The sequence below is a fragment of the Bradyrhizobium campsiandrae genome (assembly GCF_014529705.1).
Classification (GTDB): domain Bacteria; phylum Pseudomonadota; class Alphaproteobacteria; order Rhizobiales; family Xanthobacteraceae; genus Bradyrhizobium; species Bradyrhizobium campsiandrae.
In genome coordinates this window covers 1-16,978 of record NZ_JAANIH010000064.1, presented here as the reverse complement: position 1 = coordinate 16,978, position 16,978 = coordinate 1, and the positions used below count along the sequence as shown (strand labels likewise).

Below are 16,978 nucleotides of genomic sequence, written 5' to 3'. Positions count from 1 at the left end.
CAGACGAAGTTCGGAGAAGCAAAGTGAAGTATGGATCCGTATTCCGTCCGGGACTTTTTGCCGGCCAGCACTTCGTGATCACCGGTGGCGGCAGCGGGATCGGTCGTTGCACCGCGCACGAACTCGCCTCCTTGGGAGCGCACGTCGCCTTGGTAGGTCGCAATCCTGATCGGTTGATAGCCGTGGCCGCAGAGATCGAATCGACCGGAGGCATAGCCCCGACCACTCATGTCTGCGATATCCGCGACGAGGAAGCGTCAAAAAGAACGATCGCGGCAATTCTGATCCAACACGGCCAGATCGATGGTCTCGTGAACAATGCGGGCGGTCAGTTTCCCTCACCATTGAGGGATATAACTCGGAAGGGTTGGGATGCCGTCATTGCCAACAACCTTACCGGCGGCTTCTTGATGGCGCGGGAGTGCTTCACACAGTGGATGGAGGCAAACGGCGGCTCCATCGTCAATATGATCGCGGACATGTGGTGGTCGATGCCCGGAATGGGACATTCCGGAGCCGCGCGGGCGGGAATGCTGAATTTCACGATGACTGCCGCGGTGGAATGGGCCGCCGCCGGCGTGCGGGTCAACGCTGTCGCGCCTGGTGCGATCGCATCGTCAGGGCTGGATACCTATTCGGAGCCAATGAAGGCTCGGCTGCAGGACTACTGGCGGCATATCCCGGCAAAGCGACTTGGAACGGAGGCGGAGTGCTCCGCGGCGATTGTCTTTCTGCTTTCGCCGGCAGCTGCTTTCATCAGCGGCAGTTGTTTGCGTATCGATGGCGCCCAGCCGAACGGCAAGAGTATCTGGCCCATGCCGAACCACAAGAAGTCAAAGCCGTTCCGCGGCTTCCCGTTGGAGCGTGCTCCGGCATACCTGGAGCCGCGCGAGCCCAAGGAATAACCATGCCACAGGGTGGCATCGCGGCACGTGACCATTGAAGGGGGAATGCCTGCATAAGGAGTGACTATGCTGGGTCTCATGCAAGACAAACCGCTTCTGATAAGCGATATCATCACATATGCCGAGACTTATCATCCGCTGCGGGAGGTCATATGGCGAACAGCATCGGGGTCGATCTGCCATTCGAACTATTCGACGGTCGCGGGGCGCGCAAAAAAGCTCGCCAACGCGCTGCGAGCTTATGGAATCAAGACTGGCGATCGCGTCGCCACGCTTGCCACCAATTCCACGCGCCACCTTGAACTCTACTATGGAGTATCGGGCATCGGCGCGATTTTGCACACCGTCAATCCGCGCCTGTATGATGAGCAGCTGATATACATCATCAATCACGCCGAAGACCGGATGCTTTTCGTGGATCCGGAATTGATTCCCATTTTGGTTCGGTTGAGAGAACAACTCCCGAGGCTGGAGCAAATCTTCGTTCTGGGAGATGTCGACAGGTCTGCTGTCGAGAATTTGGAGCTGGAAAGCTACGACGACTTTATTGAGCCGCATGCTGCAGCGATTGCCTGGCCAAGCTTCGACGAGAGGACCGCGTCGTCACTTTGCTATACGTCCGGCACGACCGGAAACCCGAAAGGCGTTCTATACTCCCATCGTTCGACCGTGCTGCACGCCATGAATGCCGCCCACACCAACGCGTATGGGATTTCCGTTCATGACGTCGCGATGCCGTTGACGCCGATGTTTCACGTCAACGCCGGAGGCCTTCCCTATATTGCTCCGCTTTGCGGTGCGGCTTTGGTTCTCATCGGGCCAAAAATTGATGGTGAGATCATGCAGTCTCTTATTGAGTCGGAAGGGGTGAGTTTCACCACAGGCGTACCGACAATGGTCACGATGCTGATGGAGTATCTGGATCGCAGCGGCAAGCGCATTGACAGTCTGAAGCGTGCTGTGATTGGCGGGTCCTCCGTACCCGCGGCGATGATCGATCGCATGCGCACCCAGTACGGCTGCAAAATCATGCAACTTTGGGGAATGACGGAGACGAGCCCCGTTGGAGCGCTCTGCACGGAAACGCCGGCTGTGTCGGTCCTACCGGAAGCGATGCGAAGAGAAATCATGTTGAAGGCCGGACGCGTGTTGTTTGGAATGGAGGTCAAGCTGGTGGGGGATGAAAGCATGGCCACGTCTCCAGAACGAATCCGGAAGGGTGCATTGTGGGTGCGTGGTCCTTGGACGGCGAAGGCGTATTTCAAGCAGGAAGATCCGCCAATACTGGACAAGGATGGCTGGTTTCCCACGGGCGACGTGGCTGCGCTGGACGAGTACGGTTTCCTTCAGATTCTGGATCGAACCAAAGACGTCATAAAATCCGGAGGAGAGTGGATCTCATCGATCGATATCGAGAACATCGTGTGTGGGCACCCTGAAGTCCGCCAAGCCGCTGTCATCGGAGTGCATCATCCAAAATGGGAAGAGCGGCCACTGCTGATCATTGTTCCGGTTCCAGGGACTTCGCCGACGAAGAAAGGCTTGCTCGACTATCTAAGGCCGAGAATCGCGAGTTGGTGGATGCCTGATGATGTCGTGTTCGTTGACGACATGCCGATGACGGCGACCGGGAAAATTCGTAAGACTTCACTCCGCGAAAGATTTAGAGATTATCAGTTGCCCAAAAAACAGAACTCTAGCAGACCTCAGCAGCCGTAGCGCGGCGGATGATCATCGTGGAATCTTAATCCACAGCATCAAGCTCGGACATAGTGGCCTGTCGGAGGCAACCGTCGCCGGATCGAGTTGTGTACGTCAAGTTCAGCAAATTCGATCATGGGGTCCGGCTGAGCCATCCCCTCGGAGCCGCCGTCGCTCGCTTGCCCAACAGTGCAGCGTGGCGAGCGACGGCGGCGGAGAGGGGTGGCCCATCCCCTTGGTGGGCCAGAGCATCCGCTCAAGCTGCCTGGCGTAGTGTCTCCTTCTTGTGTTCCTTCAGCAGATCCATGTTGAGATAGCGATGATCCTCGAGCCAGGCTTCGTGGCGTTCGACGGTGAGCGCCCGGACAAGCCGCAGGCAGCTCTCGGCATTGGGGAAGATCCGCACCACGTAGAGGCTGTGAGCCTTTTCCGCATTCGACGTCGCGCCCGCCCCATTGATGTCGAGGGTGACCTGCCACTGAAGTTTCATCCAGCGGCAGTTAGAGTCTCGGGGTTTTGTACGCCAAGTGGCGCGGGTGGAGCAACGGACGATCGGCGGAGCTGGTCGGGGTTGCGCAGCCGATGGTCCGTTGCGGTGAGGTGGGCGGCGTAGGCCGCGGGTGTCAGGTATTTCAACGACGAGTGTGGGCGCTGGAGATTGTAGTCGGCGACCCAATTGGCGATCTTGGCTCGGGCGTCATCGAGATCGAAGGTAAGCGTAGCGCCGCGGCCCTTTAGATTGTCTGTGCGCGATTTTGGGAGCGCCGCTAGAAGAGTCATCTTCGGCAAGGGTGCTCACAATGGACGACCGTTCGGACGACATAAGACGACCATTGACACAGCGTATCGAAGTGTACGCCGGCGCAGGCCGTAAGCAGTGGCCGGATGATTTGAAGGCCCGGATTGTCGCGGAAAGCCTTGAGCCGGGCGCGGTTGTAACAGATATCGCATGCCGGCATGGCTGCCGGCCCCAGCAGGTGCATGACTGGCGGCGCCGGGCGCGTTCAGGTCAACTGGTGCTGCCAGCTGCGGCGGGTGCACTGTCGTTTGTGCCGTTGGTGTCGGAATCGTATCCGTCCGGTGAAGACCGCCTTGCCGAATGAGGCGTGTTGTTGAGAACTGTCCTTATGGACAGTGATAGGCGCAGCGCCCAAGTCGAGCGGCTTGAGGTAGTGGAGACGGGTCGGCGGAGGCGCTGGTCCGAGGACGAGAAGCTCAAGATCGTCCTGGAGAGCTTGCAGGCGCCGCGCCAGGTCGCGGCAACAGCGCGGCGGTATGGCGTTTCGCGCTCATTGCTGCTGCGATGGCGACGGTCGTTTCGGCCTGAGCCGAGGGATGCTCCCCAACCTGGCTTCGTACCGGCGATGGTGATCGCAGAATCAGGTCTGACGCCTTGCCCAGTCGCGCCGACAAGCAGCGGCGGGTCGATCGAGATCGAGTTTGCGGCCGGGGCTCGGATGCGGATCACGGGGACGGTCGACGCGGCGACGCTGAAGGCCGCCGTGGCGGCGCTGGCAGATGGAAGCCTGCGGTGATCCCATTGCGTCGGGCGTGCGGGTGTGGATTGCGACCGGCCACACCGACATGCGTCGCGGCATGAACTCGCTGGCCTTGCTGGTGCAGGAAGCGTTCACGCGAGACCCGCACGGGGGCGACCTCTATGTATTCCGTGGCAAAAGCGGCAAGCTGATCAAGATCCTCTGGCACGATGGGTTGGGCATGTCGCTCTACGCCAAGCGGCTAGAACGCGGCCGTTTCCTCTGGCCGTCGCCGGCGGATGGCGTGGTGACCATCACCCCGGCCCAGCTGGGCTATTTGCTGGAGGGCATTGACTGGCGGATGCCGCAACACACGTGGCGGCCGCAGGCCGCCGGCTGATCGCCAGGATTTGAATCGATACCACGATCTGCGGTTCGGACAGCGACGGCAAGTTATGATTCTCTGGTTGGCATGGGCGCCGATGATTCTTTCCCTGACGATGTGACCACGCTGAAGGCGATGCTGCGCGCCGAGCGAACGGCCCGGTTGGCCGCAGAAGCCGAGGCCCAGGCGGGGACATTGCTGATCGAGAAGCTCAAACTCACGATCAAGAAGCTGCGGCATGAGCAGTTCGGACAGTCCTCCGAGCGAGGCGCATTGCTGGACCAGCTCGAGCTACAACTCGCCGACCTGGAGGAGAACGCGGCGCAAGCTGAGACCGCGACGCAGATGGCAGCCGACAAGATTACGGTGCCATCGTTCGAGCGCCGCAAGCCGGCCCGCCGTCCGCTGCCGGAGCATTTGCAGCGGGAGCGCATTGTCTATCCGGTGCCTGCGACTTGCCCATGCTGCGGCGACAGCCGATTGCGCAAAATTGGCGAGGACGTGACCGAGACGCTGGAGCTCGTTCCGCGCCAGTGGAAGGTGATCCAGCATGTGCGCGAGAAGCTCGTCTGCCGGGCCTGCGAAGCGATCACCCAGCTGCCGGCTCCTTCGCACCCGATTGCGCGCGGGCGTGCAGGGCCCAAACTGCTGGCCCATGTCCTGTTCGGCAAGTACGGCCTGCACCTGCCGCTTCATCGTCAGAGCGACGTCTACCAGCGTGAGGGCATCGACCTCGACGTCTCGACGCTCGCGGACTGGGTAGGTGCCTCCGCCGCAAGCCTGATGCCTTTGGTCGATGCGATCCGGAGCCACGTCTTCGCAGCCGAGCGCATCCACGCCGATGACACCACGGTGCCAGTCCTGGCCAAGGGCAAGACCCGGACCGGACGGCTCTGGACCTACGTGCGAGACGACCGTTCGTTTGCCGGCCCAGATCCGCCGGCGGCCGTGTTCTTCTACTCGCCCGATCGTGGCGGTGCGCATCCGGAGCAGCATCTGGCAGGCTACGCCGGACTGATGCAGGCTGACGCCTACGCCGGCTTTGGCAGGCTCTACGAGGCCAATCGCAAGGGCGGCCCGATCATCGAGGCCGCATGCTGGGCTCACGGCAGGCGCAAGTTCTTCGATCTCGCACGGCTGAGCAAGGCGCCGATCGCGGCCGAGGCGGTCAAGCGCATCGATGTCCTGTTCGCCATCGAGCGCGAGATCAACAGACTTCCTGCGCAGGAGCGTTTGCGTGTGCGCCAGGAACGTAGCCGCCCTTTGATGATCGAGCTGGAGGTGTGGTTGCGCGAGCAGCGCGCCAAGCTCTCCAGGAACAACGACACGACCAAGGCGATCAATTACTGCCTCAGCCGCTGGGACGCATTTAGCCGCTTCCTTGATGACGGGCGGCTTTGCATGTCGAACAATGCTGCTGAACGTGAGCTACGGGCGGTCGCCATCGGGCGAAAAAATTGGACCTTCGCCGGCTCCGATGACGGCGGCCGGCGTGCTGCTGCCATCTACAGCCTTATCGCCACCGCAAAGCTCAACGACGTCGACCCGCAGGCTTGGCTTGCCGACGTGCTGGCGCGCCTACCTGATCACTCTGCCAAGCGCATTGACGAACTGCTGCCTTGGAATTGGCAGCCCCAAAGCGTCGCTCACGCAGCTTGAGCGCGTTCAGCCTTCCCGAAAGTGGCCTAGCCGGGGGCCTTCGCCGGATGCGTACTCGGAATCGTCGCCATCGGCGGCTGCAGCTCCCTCCGGGTCGCCGGAAGCAGCCGTTGTGACGGTTGAGCTCCATAGGGCACGAGTTGAGGTGCGAGGGACGCCTGGCCTTGCCGTGTTGAGTGATGTGTTTGTTGCGTTGCGCCGGACACGTTCATGCTGACGGCTCCCGCTGGCCTCATGATTTACGTTGCGACCCGACCTGTAGACTTCAGGAAGGGCGCGGATGGCCTGGCGCTGTTGGCGAAGGAGACGCTGGGCCACGATCCGATGAAGGGCGTGGCGGTGGTGTTCCGTGCGAAGCGCGCCGATCGGGTGAAGATCGTTGTCTGGGATGGTAGTGGCCTCGTGCTGTATTGGAAGCGGCTCGATAGCAACGGCTTCAAATGGCCTCCCATCGTGGCCGGCGTGATGCGGATGAACGCCGCGCAGTTGTCCGCGCTTCTGGCCGGCATGGATTGGACACGCATGCATGCGCCTCGAATCCCGCAGCCGAAAGCGCTTGCGTAGGACATAAATTCTTCGCTGCATCGGGGCGCGAAGCGTGGCAGACTCGGGCCAATGAGTGATTTGCCTGATGAGCTGCCGAGCGATCCAGCTGAGTTGCGTGCCTTTGCCGCGGCTCTGCTGGATCGCTGCGCCAGGCTCGAGCGGTTGCTCAAGCTTGCAAAGGACGCGCAGTTCGGTCGGTCCTCGGAAAAGCTTGACGCTGATCAGCTCCAGCTTGTTCTGGAGGATATCGATCAGGCTGTCGCGGCTCTCGAGGCAGCCGAGGACCGCGCCAATCCCAAGACACGCGAGAAGAGAGCTGCCGAGCGCAGGGCCAATCGTGGCAAGCTGCCGGAGCATTTGCCGCGCATCATCGAGACCCTGATGCCCGCTGCAACCTGCTGTGCGCATTCCAGGGATGGTGATCAGGTGTTCCAGGCGATGGTGATCACGGATTCCAGTGATCGTGATCAGGTGCGGAGGCGAACACGGCTGACGGGGTTAAGTGTGCTGGAAATGGCCTCCTCGTCAAGGTTGGCGGGTTGGTTCGAAGATCGTCTCGGCGGTCCATGGGAGGGCCCCGTGCGCGGCGCGGAGTGCCCCCACGAGCGACGTAGCGACGCGCGCGGGAGGGGCCTGTGGGCCGGCGGGGCGATCGGGCGCGAGGTGCTCACGGTTTTTCTTTTCGCCAGCCTGACGCCGCAGGCTGTCGCCTTTGAGCTCGATGCGGTGGGCATTGTGAATGATGCGGTCCAATATCGCATCGCCGAGGGTGGGATCGGCAATGACGTCATGCCATTGCGACACGGGGACCTGACTTGTGATCAACAAGGATCCCTTGTCGTAACGATCGTCGACGATCTCAAGCAGATCACGGCGCTGGTCGGCGGTGAGCGGTTCGGGTCCCCAGTCGTCGAGGATGAGGAGATTGACGCGCTCGAGCGCGGCGATCAGGCGCGCCAGACGGCCTTCTCCGCGCGCCTGGGCGAGATCGGCGAACAGGCGGGATGTTCGCTTGTAGAGGACGGAGAAGCCGTCGCGGCAGGCCTTGTTGCCGAGCGCGCAGGCAAGCCAGGACTTGCCGGTGCCGGTTGGGCCGACAATGACCAGGTGGTTGCTGTCACGGATCCATTGACAGGTGACGAGGTTCTGGAAGAGCGAACGATCGAGACCACGGGCGGTGCGATAGTCGACGTTCTCGATGGTGGCGGCTTGACGGAGCTTGGCACTGGTCAAGCGGCGCGTGAGGCGGCGGTTGTCGCGGGCAGTGACCTCGCGATCGACGAGGAGGCCGAGCCAATCGGCGTGCGGCATCCCGGCCGCCTCGGGATTGTTCTGCAGTTCGACGAAGGTATCGGCCATGGCGGCGAGGCCGAGTGCGCGCAAGCGATCGACGGTGGGGTGAAAGAGCATGCTAATCTCTCCTGATCAATTGTAATAGCTGCGGCCACGGATGTTGGTGTGGAAGAGGATGGGCGCCTCCTCGGCATGAGGAGCAGTTCTGTCAGTGCCGTTCTTGAGGATCGCGGCGACCGATTTGTACGAACGGGCGTTGAGCAGGAGGGCCCGCGCGCAAGCGGCGTCGACGCGTTCCTGGCCATAGCGCTTGACCAGCCCGAGAATGCCGATGGCCGAGCGGAAGCCCTGTTCCGGATGCGGCCGCGACCGCAGGATGACGTCGATCAGCGTCTCGGCATCGGGGCCGACCTTGGCCGCTTCGGAACGGATGCGCTCATGGGTCCAGTCGCGATAGCGGCGATGTGAACTCGGCATATGCTCGGGAATCGTCGTCGGGCGATGCGGCAGGGTGCTGCGCAGATGCGACGCCACCCGCTTGCCGCGGAGGAATATCTCGACGGTCTTTTGGGTAATCCGCGCCTCGACCTCCTGATGCACGAGGTTGTGAGGGACGCTGTAGTAATGCTTGGCGATCTCGACGTGATAATCGAGGTTGACCCGGCAGCGCTTCCACTCGGCATACTCGTACGGTTCATCCGGCAAGGGGGTGAGCGCCGGATGATCGAGCTCCTGAAACAGTTCGTGCCGACTTCGCCCCCAACTCCGGAGAGGTCGATCGTTCAGCTCGACAAGGAGCGCGTAAATTGCCTCGTTGAGGGCGGCGAGCGAGAAGAAGCGGCGGTTGCGCAGACGCGCCAGAATCCATCGCCCGACGATTTGGACCCCGACTTCGACCTTGGCTTTGTCGAAAGTCGTCAAATGCAGGGCGTGTCGGCACGACTGGCCTCAAGGTGCGGATCACGCACCCGTTTCATCCGCTGAACGGCCGCGCCTTTGAGCTGATCTGCCGGCGCCGTCATTGGGGCGAAGACCGGGTGGTCTACGCGGCTGACGACGGGCGGCTTTGCACGATCGCAAGCGCGTTCACCGACATCGCCCCCGCGGATGAGTTCCGACTGCTGGCGGCGGGTAGAGCGGCCTTCCGCACCGCCGATTTGCTGGGGCTGTGCGAGGCGTTGGACCGGCTTGCTCAGCGGTTGGGGGCCAGCAATGCGTAAAGCTCACTACGCCTCATATGTAAAACGAACAATGCCGCTACGCGATCAAAGCGCAGCGCGATATACCGTATTTATGGACATAACAACCGCATTTAGTGTCGACGTCATGATTGACATCCAACATATAGAGGCATATTTATCTTTACGAAGCATTGAGGCCGTCCATGGCGAACCCAAAACGACGGGACCCGAAGAGCGAGGCGCTGGCGCAGGACGGTGTCCTCAATCCCAACCCCGAAGCCGTTCGCGACGTTCTGTTCACCAGCAACCCATTCTTCGATACCAAGGATCTGGTCCAGGTCCGCTACGAGATGGTGCGGCGCCATCAGGTCGATGGCATTGCCATCAGCGAAGCGGCCGCGGCGTTCGGCGTTACCCGGCCGACGTTCTACAAAGCTCAGAGCGCACTGAAGACAGTTGGGCTCGCCGGTCTGCTGCCAGGCCGGCGAGGTCCCAAAGCCGGCCACAAGGTCTCCTCCGAGGTCATTGCCTTCGTGACCGATCTCAGAGCGGCAAAGCCAGAGATGACGACCTCGCAGTGTCTCGATGCAATCGAGTCACGCTTCGGCGTCAAGGTGCACAGGCGCAGCCTGGAGCGGGCGCTGGCGCGCAAAAAAAAACGAATCCATCGAGCCTGATTGTCGCGCCAGCGGACACGGCCGCGACTTACGAGAAGGTGCGCGCCGCAGTGCTGTCCGCCGAAGCCACCACGGGTCCCGGCCTCGGCATTCTTCGCCGCCAAGGTTTGGCGGCCTGGATGCGGGCACTGGGGCACGACCCTCATGCCGAGGCGGCTTGCCGCGCTCCCCAGCCTCCGCCCTTCGCCAAACCCGATCCGTCGGCGAGCGACGTCACCCGCCTAATCGCCGGAATCATCGTCTCCCTCGCTATGGAGCCCATCCATGCCTGAGCTCAAGGTCACGGCCGACCATCTCAAGCGCGATGCGTACCTGTATGTCCGCCAATCCACATTGCGGCAAGTCGCCGAACACGGCGAGAGCACGCAGCGCCAATATGCGTTGCGTGCGCGCGCGATTGCGGCAGGCTGGCCGATCGAGCGCATTCGCGTGATCGATCGCGATCTCGGCAAGTCCGGTTCCAGCAGCGCCGCACGCGACGGCTTTCAGCAGCTCGTGAGCGAGGTGGCGCTCGGCAAGGCCGGCATCGTCATGGGCCTGGAAGTCTCGCGGCTGGCGCGCAACTCTGCGGATTGGCATCGCCTCATAGAACTGTGCGCGTTGACGGCGACGCTCATTCTCGATGAAGACGGCATCTATGATCCGGCCGGCTTCAACGATCGCCTCCTGCTCGGTCTCAAAGGCACGATGAGCGAGGCTGAGCTGCACATCCTCAAAGCGCGCATGCGTGGCGGCCAGCTCAACAAGGCCCGGCGCGGCGAGCTGGAGATGGGCCCGCCGGTCGGGTTGGTCTACCGGACTGACGGCACCATCGGTCTCGATCCCGACGCCCAGGTTCAGAGCGCCCTTCGCATGGTCTTTGAGACTTTCGAGCGGACGGGGAGCGCAGTCCAAACGGTCCGCTTCTTCCGGGAGCAAGGCTTGCAGTTCCCACGCCGGCTGCGGACGGGTGCCAACAAAGGCGACCTCCTGTGGGCGACGCCGCAGCACTCACGCATCCTACAATCCGCGCTACGCCGGTGCCTTCGTCTATGGCCGCACGCGCATACGCCACCGGCCCGATGGGGGCGTCAGCGTCGTCAAGGTCGCCAGGGCGGACTGGCAGTTCGTGATGCCGGGCATGCACCAGGGCTACATCGACTGGGAACGGTTCGAAGCCAACCAGCGGCGCCTGACCGACAATGCCGGCGCATTCGGTGGCGAACGGCTGTCGGGGCCGGCGCGCGAGGGACCGGCGTTGCTTCAGGGGCGCGTGCTATGTGGTTTGTGTGGCGAACGCATGGGGGTGCGTTACAGCCGCGAGCATGGCAGTACGATCCCGACGTATATCTGTCAGGAGAGCGCGGTGCGCCGTGCCGGAAAAACGTGTCAAACGGTGCCCGGCAAGATCGTCGATGCGGCAGTTGTTGCGCTGCTGATCGAGATGATGACGCCGATGACGCTGGCCGTCACCCTGGAAGTCCAGCGCGAACTTGAGACGCGCGCTCACGAGGCAAATACCGCACGTCGCCAGCATGTGGAGCGGTTGCGCTATGACGCCGAGCTTGCCCGCCGACGCTACATGAAAGTAGACCCCGACAATCGACTCGTCGCCGATACTCTCGAGGCGGAATGGAACGACAAGCTGCGCCGTCATGCCGAAGCTGCCGAGGAATACGAACGTCGCAGCAAGCAGCAGGCTGCGACACTCAGCACCGAGGTCCGCCAACGCATTCTCGGTCTTGCCGAGCAGCTGCCACGAATCTGGAACGACTCGCGCGTCGACTTCCGTGAGCGCAAACGCATCGTGCGCCTGCTCATCGATGACGTGACGTTGATCAAAGCGCAGAAGATTACCGCCCATGTGCGTCTGTCCGGCGGGGCTACGCGCACATTGGAACTCGAACGGCCGCTGCCTATCGCCCAGCTGCGCAAGTTCAAGCCCGAGCTTGTCGCGACCGTCGACCGGTTGCTCGATCAGCATTGCGACCGCGAGATTGCCGACATTTTGAACCGCGACGGATGGCGCACTTGGGAAGGCATGCCCTTCAACCTGAAGAAGATCGCGTTCATTCGCGGCGCCTACAAACTGGCAAGCCGGTACGATCGGTTGCGCCGCCGCGGCATGCTCACGACGCGCGAGATCGCTGCGAAGTTCGGCATCTCGGAGACGGCCGTGCACGAGTGGGGTCGTCAGGGGCTGATTACGAAGTGCTTCAGTGATAATTTGAATCGTGGCCTGTGGGCATTACCAGTGCAGCAGACCATCCTCAAGGGGTGTGGCGGTCGAGGTGGGCGACCGGCGCGGCTCGTCCCAATCACCGCGCCATCATCAGAACAAGGTGCAGTATGAAGCGATCGCCTTGGCAAAAGCCGCCAACTGCAAGCGGTGTGGGTACGACCTGCCAAAAGGTACGAATCACGCACCCCTTTCATCCGCTTTGCGGGCACGAGTTCACGCTGATCTGCCGACGGCGTCATTGGGGTGAGGACCGAGTGGTCCATCAGGGTCGAGATGGGCGAGTTCACACGATCCCCAGCGCGTGGACCGATATTGATCCTGTGGATGAGTTCCGACGGGTTGGTGGCAGAGCTGCCTTCCGGACCGTCGACTTGTTGGCACTGAGCGAAGCGCTGGGGCGGTTTGGCGAGGGCACGGGAGGGGGATGATGCGTAAAGGTAACTATGCCTCACATGTAAAAAGAATAATGCCGATCCAAGGTGTTAACGTCGCACGTAATGCCTTATTTCTATCGCAAAAGTCTACATTTTGTGCCGATCAGATGATTGACAGTCGATATATAGAGGCATATTTATATTTACGTACGATCGAGGCCGCGGATGGCGAAGGCAAAGAAGCGGGATTCAAAGAGCGAGGCGCTGGCGCAGGAGGGCGTGCTCAATTCCAATCCGGAAGCCGTCCACGACGTGCTCTTTACCGGCAATCCATTCTTCGATGCGAAGGACCTGGTCCAGGTGCGCTACGAGATGGTGCGACGCCACCAGGTCGACGGCGTGCCGATCAGCGAGGCTGCCGCAACCTTCGGCGTCACCCGGCCTACCTTCTACAAAGCCCAAAGCGATTTGCAGGCAGCCGGGCTCGCGGGTCTGCTGCCGAGCCGGCGGGGGCCCAAAGGCGGCCACAAGATCTCCGACGAGGTGATCGTCTTCGTGACCGGCATCAAGTCCGCAAGCGCGTTTTTAGATTGGCGGCGCGGTACCGAAGCTTCAAAGCGCGCCGCTGCGAGTGCGCCGGTAATCTAAAAACGTGTTGGACGAAGCCGCCTAGCGCGCCGGTGCCGCTATGGAAATTGGATGCTGCATCCCAGCGGATAATGCCGTCGCTGAGGCTTCGGGGGCATGCTGGATGCGGTCTTGATGGCGAAACATTCTAATTGAGATATGTTCTCCCGGTCGGAAAGACCGGCGACGCCTGCGCTTGGAGGGCTCGATGCCGGAAGCGCGACAATAGGAGTCCTGCTGTCTACCTTGGCAGATAGAAAGAACGATGATCAATGATTGGAAAATCCCAACCGTCATGAAGTGTCCAGAAAAGGTGGGTCTTGTGACGCAACGGGCGCGAGCACCTCGATGCACGCCATCTGCCCTTGACGGCAAAAGGGACATTCCCGCAGGGAAACTCCGGTCAGCTCCTCGACCTTGTCGCGATAATCGCGTCCTTCCTTCGGTTTTGCCGGCGTATCGGACTGCCGCATTCCGAGCAATTCGCGGCACCGGGCGAGCTTTTGCTTGCGGTAGCGGTTGCCCATGAATCCGTAATAACGGATGCGCTGAAATCCGTCGGGCAAGACATGGACGAGGAAACGCCGGATGAACTCCCCGGCGTCGAGCGTCATTACCTTTTGCCGGTTCTCGTTGCGATAGTCCTTCCACCGGAAGCGTACCTTGCCATCCTCGATATCGACGATCCGGTTGTTGGTGATTGCCACCCGGTGTGTGTAGCGTCCGACATATTCCAGAACCCGTTCAGCGCCCGCGAACGGTGGCTTGGCATAGACCACCCAGTTGACCTGGCGGGCGGGATCCAGATAGCGCCGGAATGCGACGGGATCGTGAAGCCATTCCAATGACGAAAAGAACCGCAACTCGCCGGCATCGAATGCCCTTTGCAGACCTTCGAGAAACAGCCGCCGGAACAGTCGGGAGAGCACGGCGACTGGTAGGAAGAAGCCGGGACGGCACGCGACCCCAGCGGCTGCCATCTGGCGACAGCCCGCCGCCGGGCACGACGCAGTGGAGATGGGGATGATGGCTGAGGTTCTGCCCCCAGGTGTGAAGCACCGCGAAAAACCCAATCTCTGCGCCGAGATGTCGCCGATCGGCAGCGATGGTCCGCAACGTCTCGGCGGCCGCGTGGAACAGGATTTTGTAGACTGTGCTGGCATTCTGGAAGGCAATCGCGGCGATCTCGTCGGGAACGGTGAAGACGACATGGAAATACTGCGTATCGAGTAGCTCTTCCCGCCGAGCCTCGATCCATTCCGCTCGGGCGAGCCACTGGCACTTAGGGCAACTGCGGGAACGGCAGCTGTTGTACGCGATCCGTCGTTCGCCACAGCGGTCGCACTGTTCGATATGGCCTCCGAGCGCCGACGTTCGGCAGCGCTCGATGGCAGTCATTGCTGCGCGTCGTTCGGTCGATAGCGAGGCCCAGTGCTGCTCTCGCCAGGCAGCACCGTAGCGACGGAATATATCCGCGACCTCCGGACCTGAGCGGCCCATGAGGCTGGCCGTCAGAAATGTTCGGGCGCTGGCGGCGAGGAGGCCTTGGGGATCGGACGCGGCAGCAGTTCAAGCGGGCTCGTCGCCGCGCAGACCTTGTTGGTAGCGATCCGAAGATACTGAGCGGTCGTTGACAGGCTGCGATGGCCGAGCAGGAGCTGGATGGTGCGGAGATCGGTTCCGGCTTCGAGCAGGTGCACCGCAAATGCGTGCCGCAGCGAATGCGGCGTCACCGGCTTGGAGAGTTTCGACACCCGATGTGCCTTACGGCAGGTGGCATCCACGGCGCCTGTCGATATCGGTTCTCCAACAACGGCGCCGGGAAACATCCATGCTCCGGTGGGTCGCACGGCGCGCCAATAGTTCGTCAGCACCTCCAGCAACCTGGCCGACAGCATGACGTAGCGGTCTTTCTGTCCCTTGCCCTGCTCGACGCGCAGCACCATGCGCTGGCGATCGATAGCCTCAGGCTTCAGCCGGGTCGCCTCGGAAATACGTAGGCCGGCGGCATAGCATGTCGTCAGGATCGCCTGGTGTTTGAAGCTCTCGATGCAGCCAAGGAAGTGCAGCACCTCCTCGGGGCTGAGAATGATGGCCAGTGTCTTTGGCGCCTTTGGGCACGGAATGATCCGGTCGAAATCCCAATCGAGGCCGAGCGTGATGCGGTAGAGAAATCGAAGCGCTGCGACGGTCACGTGCACCGAGCGTGGCGCCAGCTTCTTCTCGTTCGTCAAATAGACCTGGTAGGCGTGGATATCCTCCGGCCCAGCAAAGCCGGCGATTTAGCGAAATGCCGGGCGAACTGCGAAACCTGTAGCAAATACGAATCCTGCGTGTGTCGTGACAGGTTGCGGACCTGCATGTCTTCCATCATGCGTAACCGAAGTGAGGTCATAGCGAACTCCTTGACAAGAGGGACGCTGCGCGCGGGCAGCAACACCATCTTGCCAGTGGCAGCGCTTCTGAAATGGCGTGGAATACGTCGCTGTGCGGGTGGTGCCAGGGTCAGAGACACGGGCTGGCTTCAAGGGAATACGCGGCGCTCAACGCGGATACCCTCCCGCGGAGCGGGTTCGTCCAAGAGCGATTACGTGCCCGGGCACGTAATCGCTCACGACAAGCCGCGGCACCCCGCCAAAAAACCGGAACATGCGGACATGGGCCTCGATCCAGTCCGCCAGTTTCTGCGTTCAGGTTGCCTCGGCGTAAGTGTAATTGGAGGCGCCAAGGACGGCGACGAAGATCTCCGCTTCACGCACAACCCCGGTTGCGCGATCGACGATCATGATTTTCTTGCCGGAGTAATCGACAAATACCTTGTCGCCGGCCGGGTGGTCCTGCCGCGTGGTCGGCGACAGGCGCCGTTCGAACTCCCGGAACAGATCGCAGAAGCGGCTGTAGCCATAACCTGCCGGGTCAACCGCGCGATACTCTTCCCACAGCACCATCAGATTGACGCCAGGCCGCTTGAGTTCGCAGGCGAGCGAGCCCCAATCTGGCTCGGCTCGCCGGCGGAACCCGCGCTTGACGCCGGCATGGGCGAACAGACGCTGTTCAAGAACCGTGTCCGTGAGGTCGCCAGCCAAGGGCCACGCAAGCCCGGCGGCTGAGGCCCGCTTGAGATTGTCCTGGATCGTGCTGCGCGCCACTCCGAGCGTGCGTCCGATCTCCCGGGCGCTTACCCCGTCACCGGCAAGCCGTAGCATTTGTCGTATCTGTCGCATGGTCAGTTCTCTCTTGGCCGGCATCCGCTTCCCCTCGTTGATCAACGAGGGACTTGATGCCCGAGGGACTGACCCAAACGAAAACCCCGGCCTTCCTCAGAAGCCCGGCCGGAAATTGATCGGAATCCCGGCCGGCTTCATTTCGGAATGGTGGCCGGCTTCACGTCGGAATACCCGGCCGGAATAAATCGGAATCCGCATGTTCCAGGCGTAGAGACTACAACAGCGCATCAGAACACCCATCTTGCTATGTGATTGAAGAGACAAGGCTTTGCTGACCGGGAAAGCGATCCCGGGGTATCGCGGGTTCTGTCGTGCCCGTTCGGTGATCGATCGGGCGGCTGATGTCGTTAGCGCGGCCCGGGCAAAGATCCATGGCCCGTCTGGGAGAGGATGGATTGCCACGATCTCTCCAGCTTCCGCGGCAAGCCGCAGCGTTTTGGGTGCGATCTGCAGAAGCTTCGCGGCGTTGCTCAGGTTGAGCCAAGGCTCTACCCCGTCCTCGGCGGGCTTGAACACGGGGATGCGATAGTTCGAGCGCAACGATGTCACCCGCTCGCGGGTCCATCGGTTACCATTTCGTAAGCGAGGCTTTTCTCCCATTTGATTGATGGGTTTCCGCTCGGTTTGTGCTCTGCGATTCTTGGCTGTTGAGGCAGCCAGGAGGAGACTGACGGATGGAACTATCGGGCGAGGAGTCCGAAGCT

At 61.6% G+C, this 16,978-nt stretch carries 17 protein-coding genes and 6 pseudogenes; 15 read left to right on the top strand and 8 right to left on the bottom strand.

The genetic code is table 11. The features are described from left to right. The first annotated feature begins 23 nt into the window (after positions 1–23). Positions 24–905: an SDR family oxidoreductase gene (locus G8O24_RS33660; RefSeq protein WP_188106835.1), complete on the top strand. Its 882-nt coding sequence runs from the start codon at positions 24–26 to the stop codon at positions 903–905. 66 nt (positions 906–971) lie between these two features. After that, positions 972–2,624: a long-chain fatty acid--CoA ligase gene (locus G8O24_RS33655; RefSeq protein WP_188106834.1), complete on the top strand. Its 1,653-nt coding sequence runs from the start codon at positions 972–974 to the stop codon at positions 2,622–2,624. Between the two features lie 238 nt (positions 2,625–2,862). On the opposite strand, the gene G8O24_RS33650 is transcribed toward G8O24_RS33655, so the two are convergent. Both G8O24_RS33650 and G8O24_RS33645 read right to left on the bottom strand, forming a co-directional pair. Then, positions 2,863–3,096 carry a transposase gene (locus tag G8O24_RS33650; protein ID WP_283815619.1) on the bottom strand — a complete coding sequence of 78 codons (234 nt, stop codon included), beginning with the start codon at positions 3,094–3,096 and terminating at the stop codon, positions 2,863–2,865. Continuing rightward, a pseudogene (locus G8O24_RS33645) lies at positions 3,093–3,326 on the bottom strand (integrase core domain-containing protein); the annotation flags it as partial. The pseudogene G8O24_RS33645 and the gene G8O24_RS33650, both read right to left, overlap by 4 nt. Before the next feature lie 80 nt (positions 3,327–3,406). Here G8O24_RS33645 and G8O24_RS33640 point away from each other — a divergent pair. The 6 genes and pseudogenes from G8O24_RS33640 to G8O24_RS33615 form a co-directional block, all read left to right on the top strand. Further along, complete coding sequence (locus G8O24_RS33640) at positions 3,407–3,709, top strand: transposase (RefSeq protein ID WP_188106833.1); 303 nt, start codon at positions 3,407–3,409, stop codon at positions 3,707–3,709. A 24-nt stretch (positions 3,710–3,733) separates the two neighbouring features. After that, on the top strand, positions 3,734–4,141 hold the full coding sequence (gene tnpA, locus G8O24_RS33635) for an IS66-like element accessory protein TnpA (protein WP_188106832.1): 408 nt from the start codon (positions 3,734–3,736) through the stop codon (positions 4,139–4,141). Further along, on the top strand, positions 4,125–4,484 hold the full coding sequence (gene tnpB / locus G8O24_RS33630; protein ID WP_188106831.1) for an IS66 family insertion sequence element accessory protein TnpB: 360 nt from the start codon (positions 4,125–4,127) through the stop codon (positions 4,482–4,484). Before tnpA ends, tnpB (G8O24_RS33630) begins: the two co-directional genes overlap by 17 nt. A 72-nt stretch (positions 4,485–4,556) precedes the next feature. Then, a complete protein-coding gene (gene tnpC / locus G8O24_RS33625) occupies positions 4,557–6,128 on the top strand; it encodes an IS66 family transposase (protein ID WP_188106830.1) in 1,572 nt (523 codons plus the stop codon). Positions 6,129–6,338: 210 nt separating this feature from the next. Further along, on the top strand, positions 6,339–6,692 hold the full coding sequence (tnpB, locus tag G8O24_RS33620) for an IS66 family insertion sequence element accessory protein TnpB (protein WP_188106829.1): 354 nt from the start codon (positions 6,339–6,341) through the stop codon (positions 6,690–6,692). A gap of 51 nt (positions 6,693–6,743) precedes the next feature. Further along, positions 6,744–7,208, top strand: a pseudogene (locus G8O24_RS33615) (transposase domain-containing protein); the annotation flags it as partial. Positions 7,209–7,364: 156 nt separating this feature from the next. Here the strand turns inward: G8O24_RS33615 and istB are convergent. Together istB and G8O24_RS33605 are read right to left on the bottom strand one after the other, a co-directional pair. Next, positions 7,365–8,084, bottom strand: a pseudogene (gene istB / locus G8O24_RS33610) (IS21-like element helper ATPase IstB); the annotation flags it as partial. A 15-nt stretch (positions 8,085–8,099) separates the two neighbouring features. Next, positions 8,100–8,672 (bottom strand): Mu transposase domain-containing protein, encoded by a 573-nt coding sequence (locus G8O24_RS33605; RefSeq protein WP_188106828.1) that lies wholly within the window; start codon positions 8,670–8,672, stop codon positions 8,100–8,102. Positions 8,673–8,687: 15 nt separating this feature from the next. Here G8O24_RS33605 and G8O24_RS33600 point away from each other — a divergent pair, with 15 nt between their 5' ends. From G8O24_RS33600 to G8O24_RS33575, 7 genes and pseudogenes are all read left to right on the top strand, one after another. Next, entirely contained in the window at positions 8,688–8,951 is a 264-nt protein-coding gene (locus tag G8O24_RS33600; RefSeq protein WP_188106827.1) for a hypothetical protein, read from the top strand. After that, the gene (locus G8O24_RS33595) at positions 8,921–9,187 is read left to right on the top strand and encodes a DUF5372 family protein (protein WP_202988792.1); all 267 of its coding nucleotides are present in this window, start codon (positions 8,921–8,923) and stop codon (positions 9,185–9,187) included. The genes G8O24_RS33600 and G8O24_RS33595 overlap by 31 nt, the downstream gene beginning before the upstream one ends. A gap of 164 nt (positions 9,188–9,351) precedes the next feature. After that, positions 9,352–9,825 (top strand): helix-turn-helix domain-containing protein, encoded by a 474-nt coding sequence (locus tag G8O24_RS33590; RefSeq protein WP_188106826.1) that lies wholly within the window; start codon positions 9,352–9,354, stop codon positions 9,823–9,825. Between the two features lie 264 nt (positions 9,826–10,089). Further along, a pseudogene (locus G8O24_RS44595) lies at positions 10,090–10,527 on the top strand (recombinase family protein); the annotation flags it as partial. Between the two features lie 25 nt (positions 10,528–10,552). Further along, complete coding sequence (locus tag G8O24_RS33585; RefSeq protein ID WP_311972349.1) at positions 10,553–12,157, top strand: recombinase family protein; 1,605 nt, start codon at positions 10,553–10,555, stop codon at positions 12,155–12,157. After that, the gene (locus G8O24_RS45760) at positions 12,154–12,474 is read left to right on the top strand and encodes a DUF5372 family protein (RefSeq protein WP_188106825.1); all 321 of its coding nucleotides are present in this window, start codon (positions 12,154–12,156) and stop codon (positions 12,472–12,474) included. Before G8O24_RS33585 ends, G8O24_RS45760 begins: the two co-directional genes overlap by 4 nt. Positions 12,475–12,645: 171 nt before the next feature. After that, positions 12,646–13,068, top strand: coding sequence for a helix-turn-helix domain-containing protein (locus tag G8O24_RS33575; protein ID WP_188106824.1), 423 nt, complete (start codon positions 12,646–12,648; stop codon positions 13,066–13,068). Positions 13,069–13,340: 272 nt separating this feature from the next. Here the strand turns inward: G8O24_RS33575 and G8O24_RS33570 are convergent. The 4 genes and pseudogenes from G8O24_RS33570 to G8O24_RS44040 form a co-directional block, all read right to left on the bottom strand. Then, positions 13,341–14,547 (bottom strand): annotated as a pseudogene (locus tag G8O24_RS33570) (IS91 family transposase). An 11-nt stretch (positions 14,548–14,558) separates the two neighbouring features. Further along, positions 14,559–15,442 (bottom strand): annotated as a pseudogene (locus G8O24_RS33565) (tyrosine-type recombinase/integrase). Between the two features lie 295 nt (positions 15,443–15,737). After that, positions 15,738–16,295 (bottom strand): helix-turn-helix domain-containing protein, encoded by a 558-nt coding sequence (locus G8O24_RS33560; RefSeq protein WP_244646147.1) that lies wholly within the window; start codon positions 16,293–16,295, stop codon positions 15,738–15,740. A gap of 72 nt (positions 16,296–16,367) precedes the next feature. Beyond that, positions 16,368–16,978, bottom strand: a 611-nt coding sequence (locus G8O24_RS44040; protein WP_497717863.1) for a MerR family transcriptional regulator, incomplete at its 5' end; no start/stop codon positions are given.

Excerpts from the sequence above, each read along its gene's own strand:
- G8O24_RS33655 (WP_188106834.1), top strand. The coding sequence starts at position 972 with ATGCTGGGTCTCATGCAAGACAAACCGCTTCTGATAAGCGATATCATC.
- G8O24_RS33650 (WP_283815619.1), bottom strand. The coding sequence starts at position 3,096 with ATGAAACTTCAGTGGCAGGTCACCCTCGACATCAATGGGGCGGGCGCG.
- G8O24_RS33640 (WP_188106833.1), top strand. The coding sequence starts at position 3,407 with ATGGACGACCGTTCGGACGACATAAGACGACCATTGACACAGCGTATC.
- tnpA (WP_188106832.1), top strand. The coding sequence starts at position 3,734 with ATGGACAGTGATAGGCGCAGCGCCCAAGTCGAGCGGCTTGAGGTAGTG.
- tnpB (WP_188106831.1), top strand. The coding sequence starts at position 4,125 with ATGGAAGCCTGCGGTGATCCCATTGCGTCGGGCGTGCGGGTGTGGATT.
- tnpC (WP_188106830.1), top strand. The coding sequence starts at position 4,557 with ATGGGCGCCGATGATTCTTTCCCTGACGATGTGACCACGCTGAAGGCG.
- tnpB (WP_188106829.1), top strand. The coding sequence starts at position 6,339 with ATGCTGACGGCTCCCGCTGGCCTCATGATTTACGTTGCGACCCGACCT.
- G8O24_RS33600 (WP_188106827.1), top strand. The coding sequence starts at position 8,688 with ATGATCGAGCTCCTGAAACAGTTCGTGCCGACTTCGCCCCCAACTCCG.
- G8O24_RS33590 (WP_188106826.1), top strand. The coding sequence starts at position 9,352 with ATGGCGAACCCAAAACGACGGGACCCGAAGAGCGAGGCGCTGGCGCAG.
- G8O24_RS45760 (WP_188106825.1), top strand. The coding sequence starts at position 12,154 with ATGAAGCGATCGCCTTGGCAAAAGCCGCCAACTGCAAGCGGTGTGGGT.
- G8O24_RS33575 (WP_188106824.1), top strand. The coding sequence starts at position 12,646 with ATGGCGAAGGCAAAGAAGCGGGATTCAAAGAGCGAGGCGCTGGCGCAG.
- G8O24_RS33560 (WP_244646147.1), bottom strand. The coding sequence starts at position 16,295 with ATGCCGGCCAAGAGAGAACTGACCATGCGACAGATACGACAAATGCTA.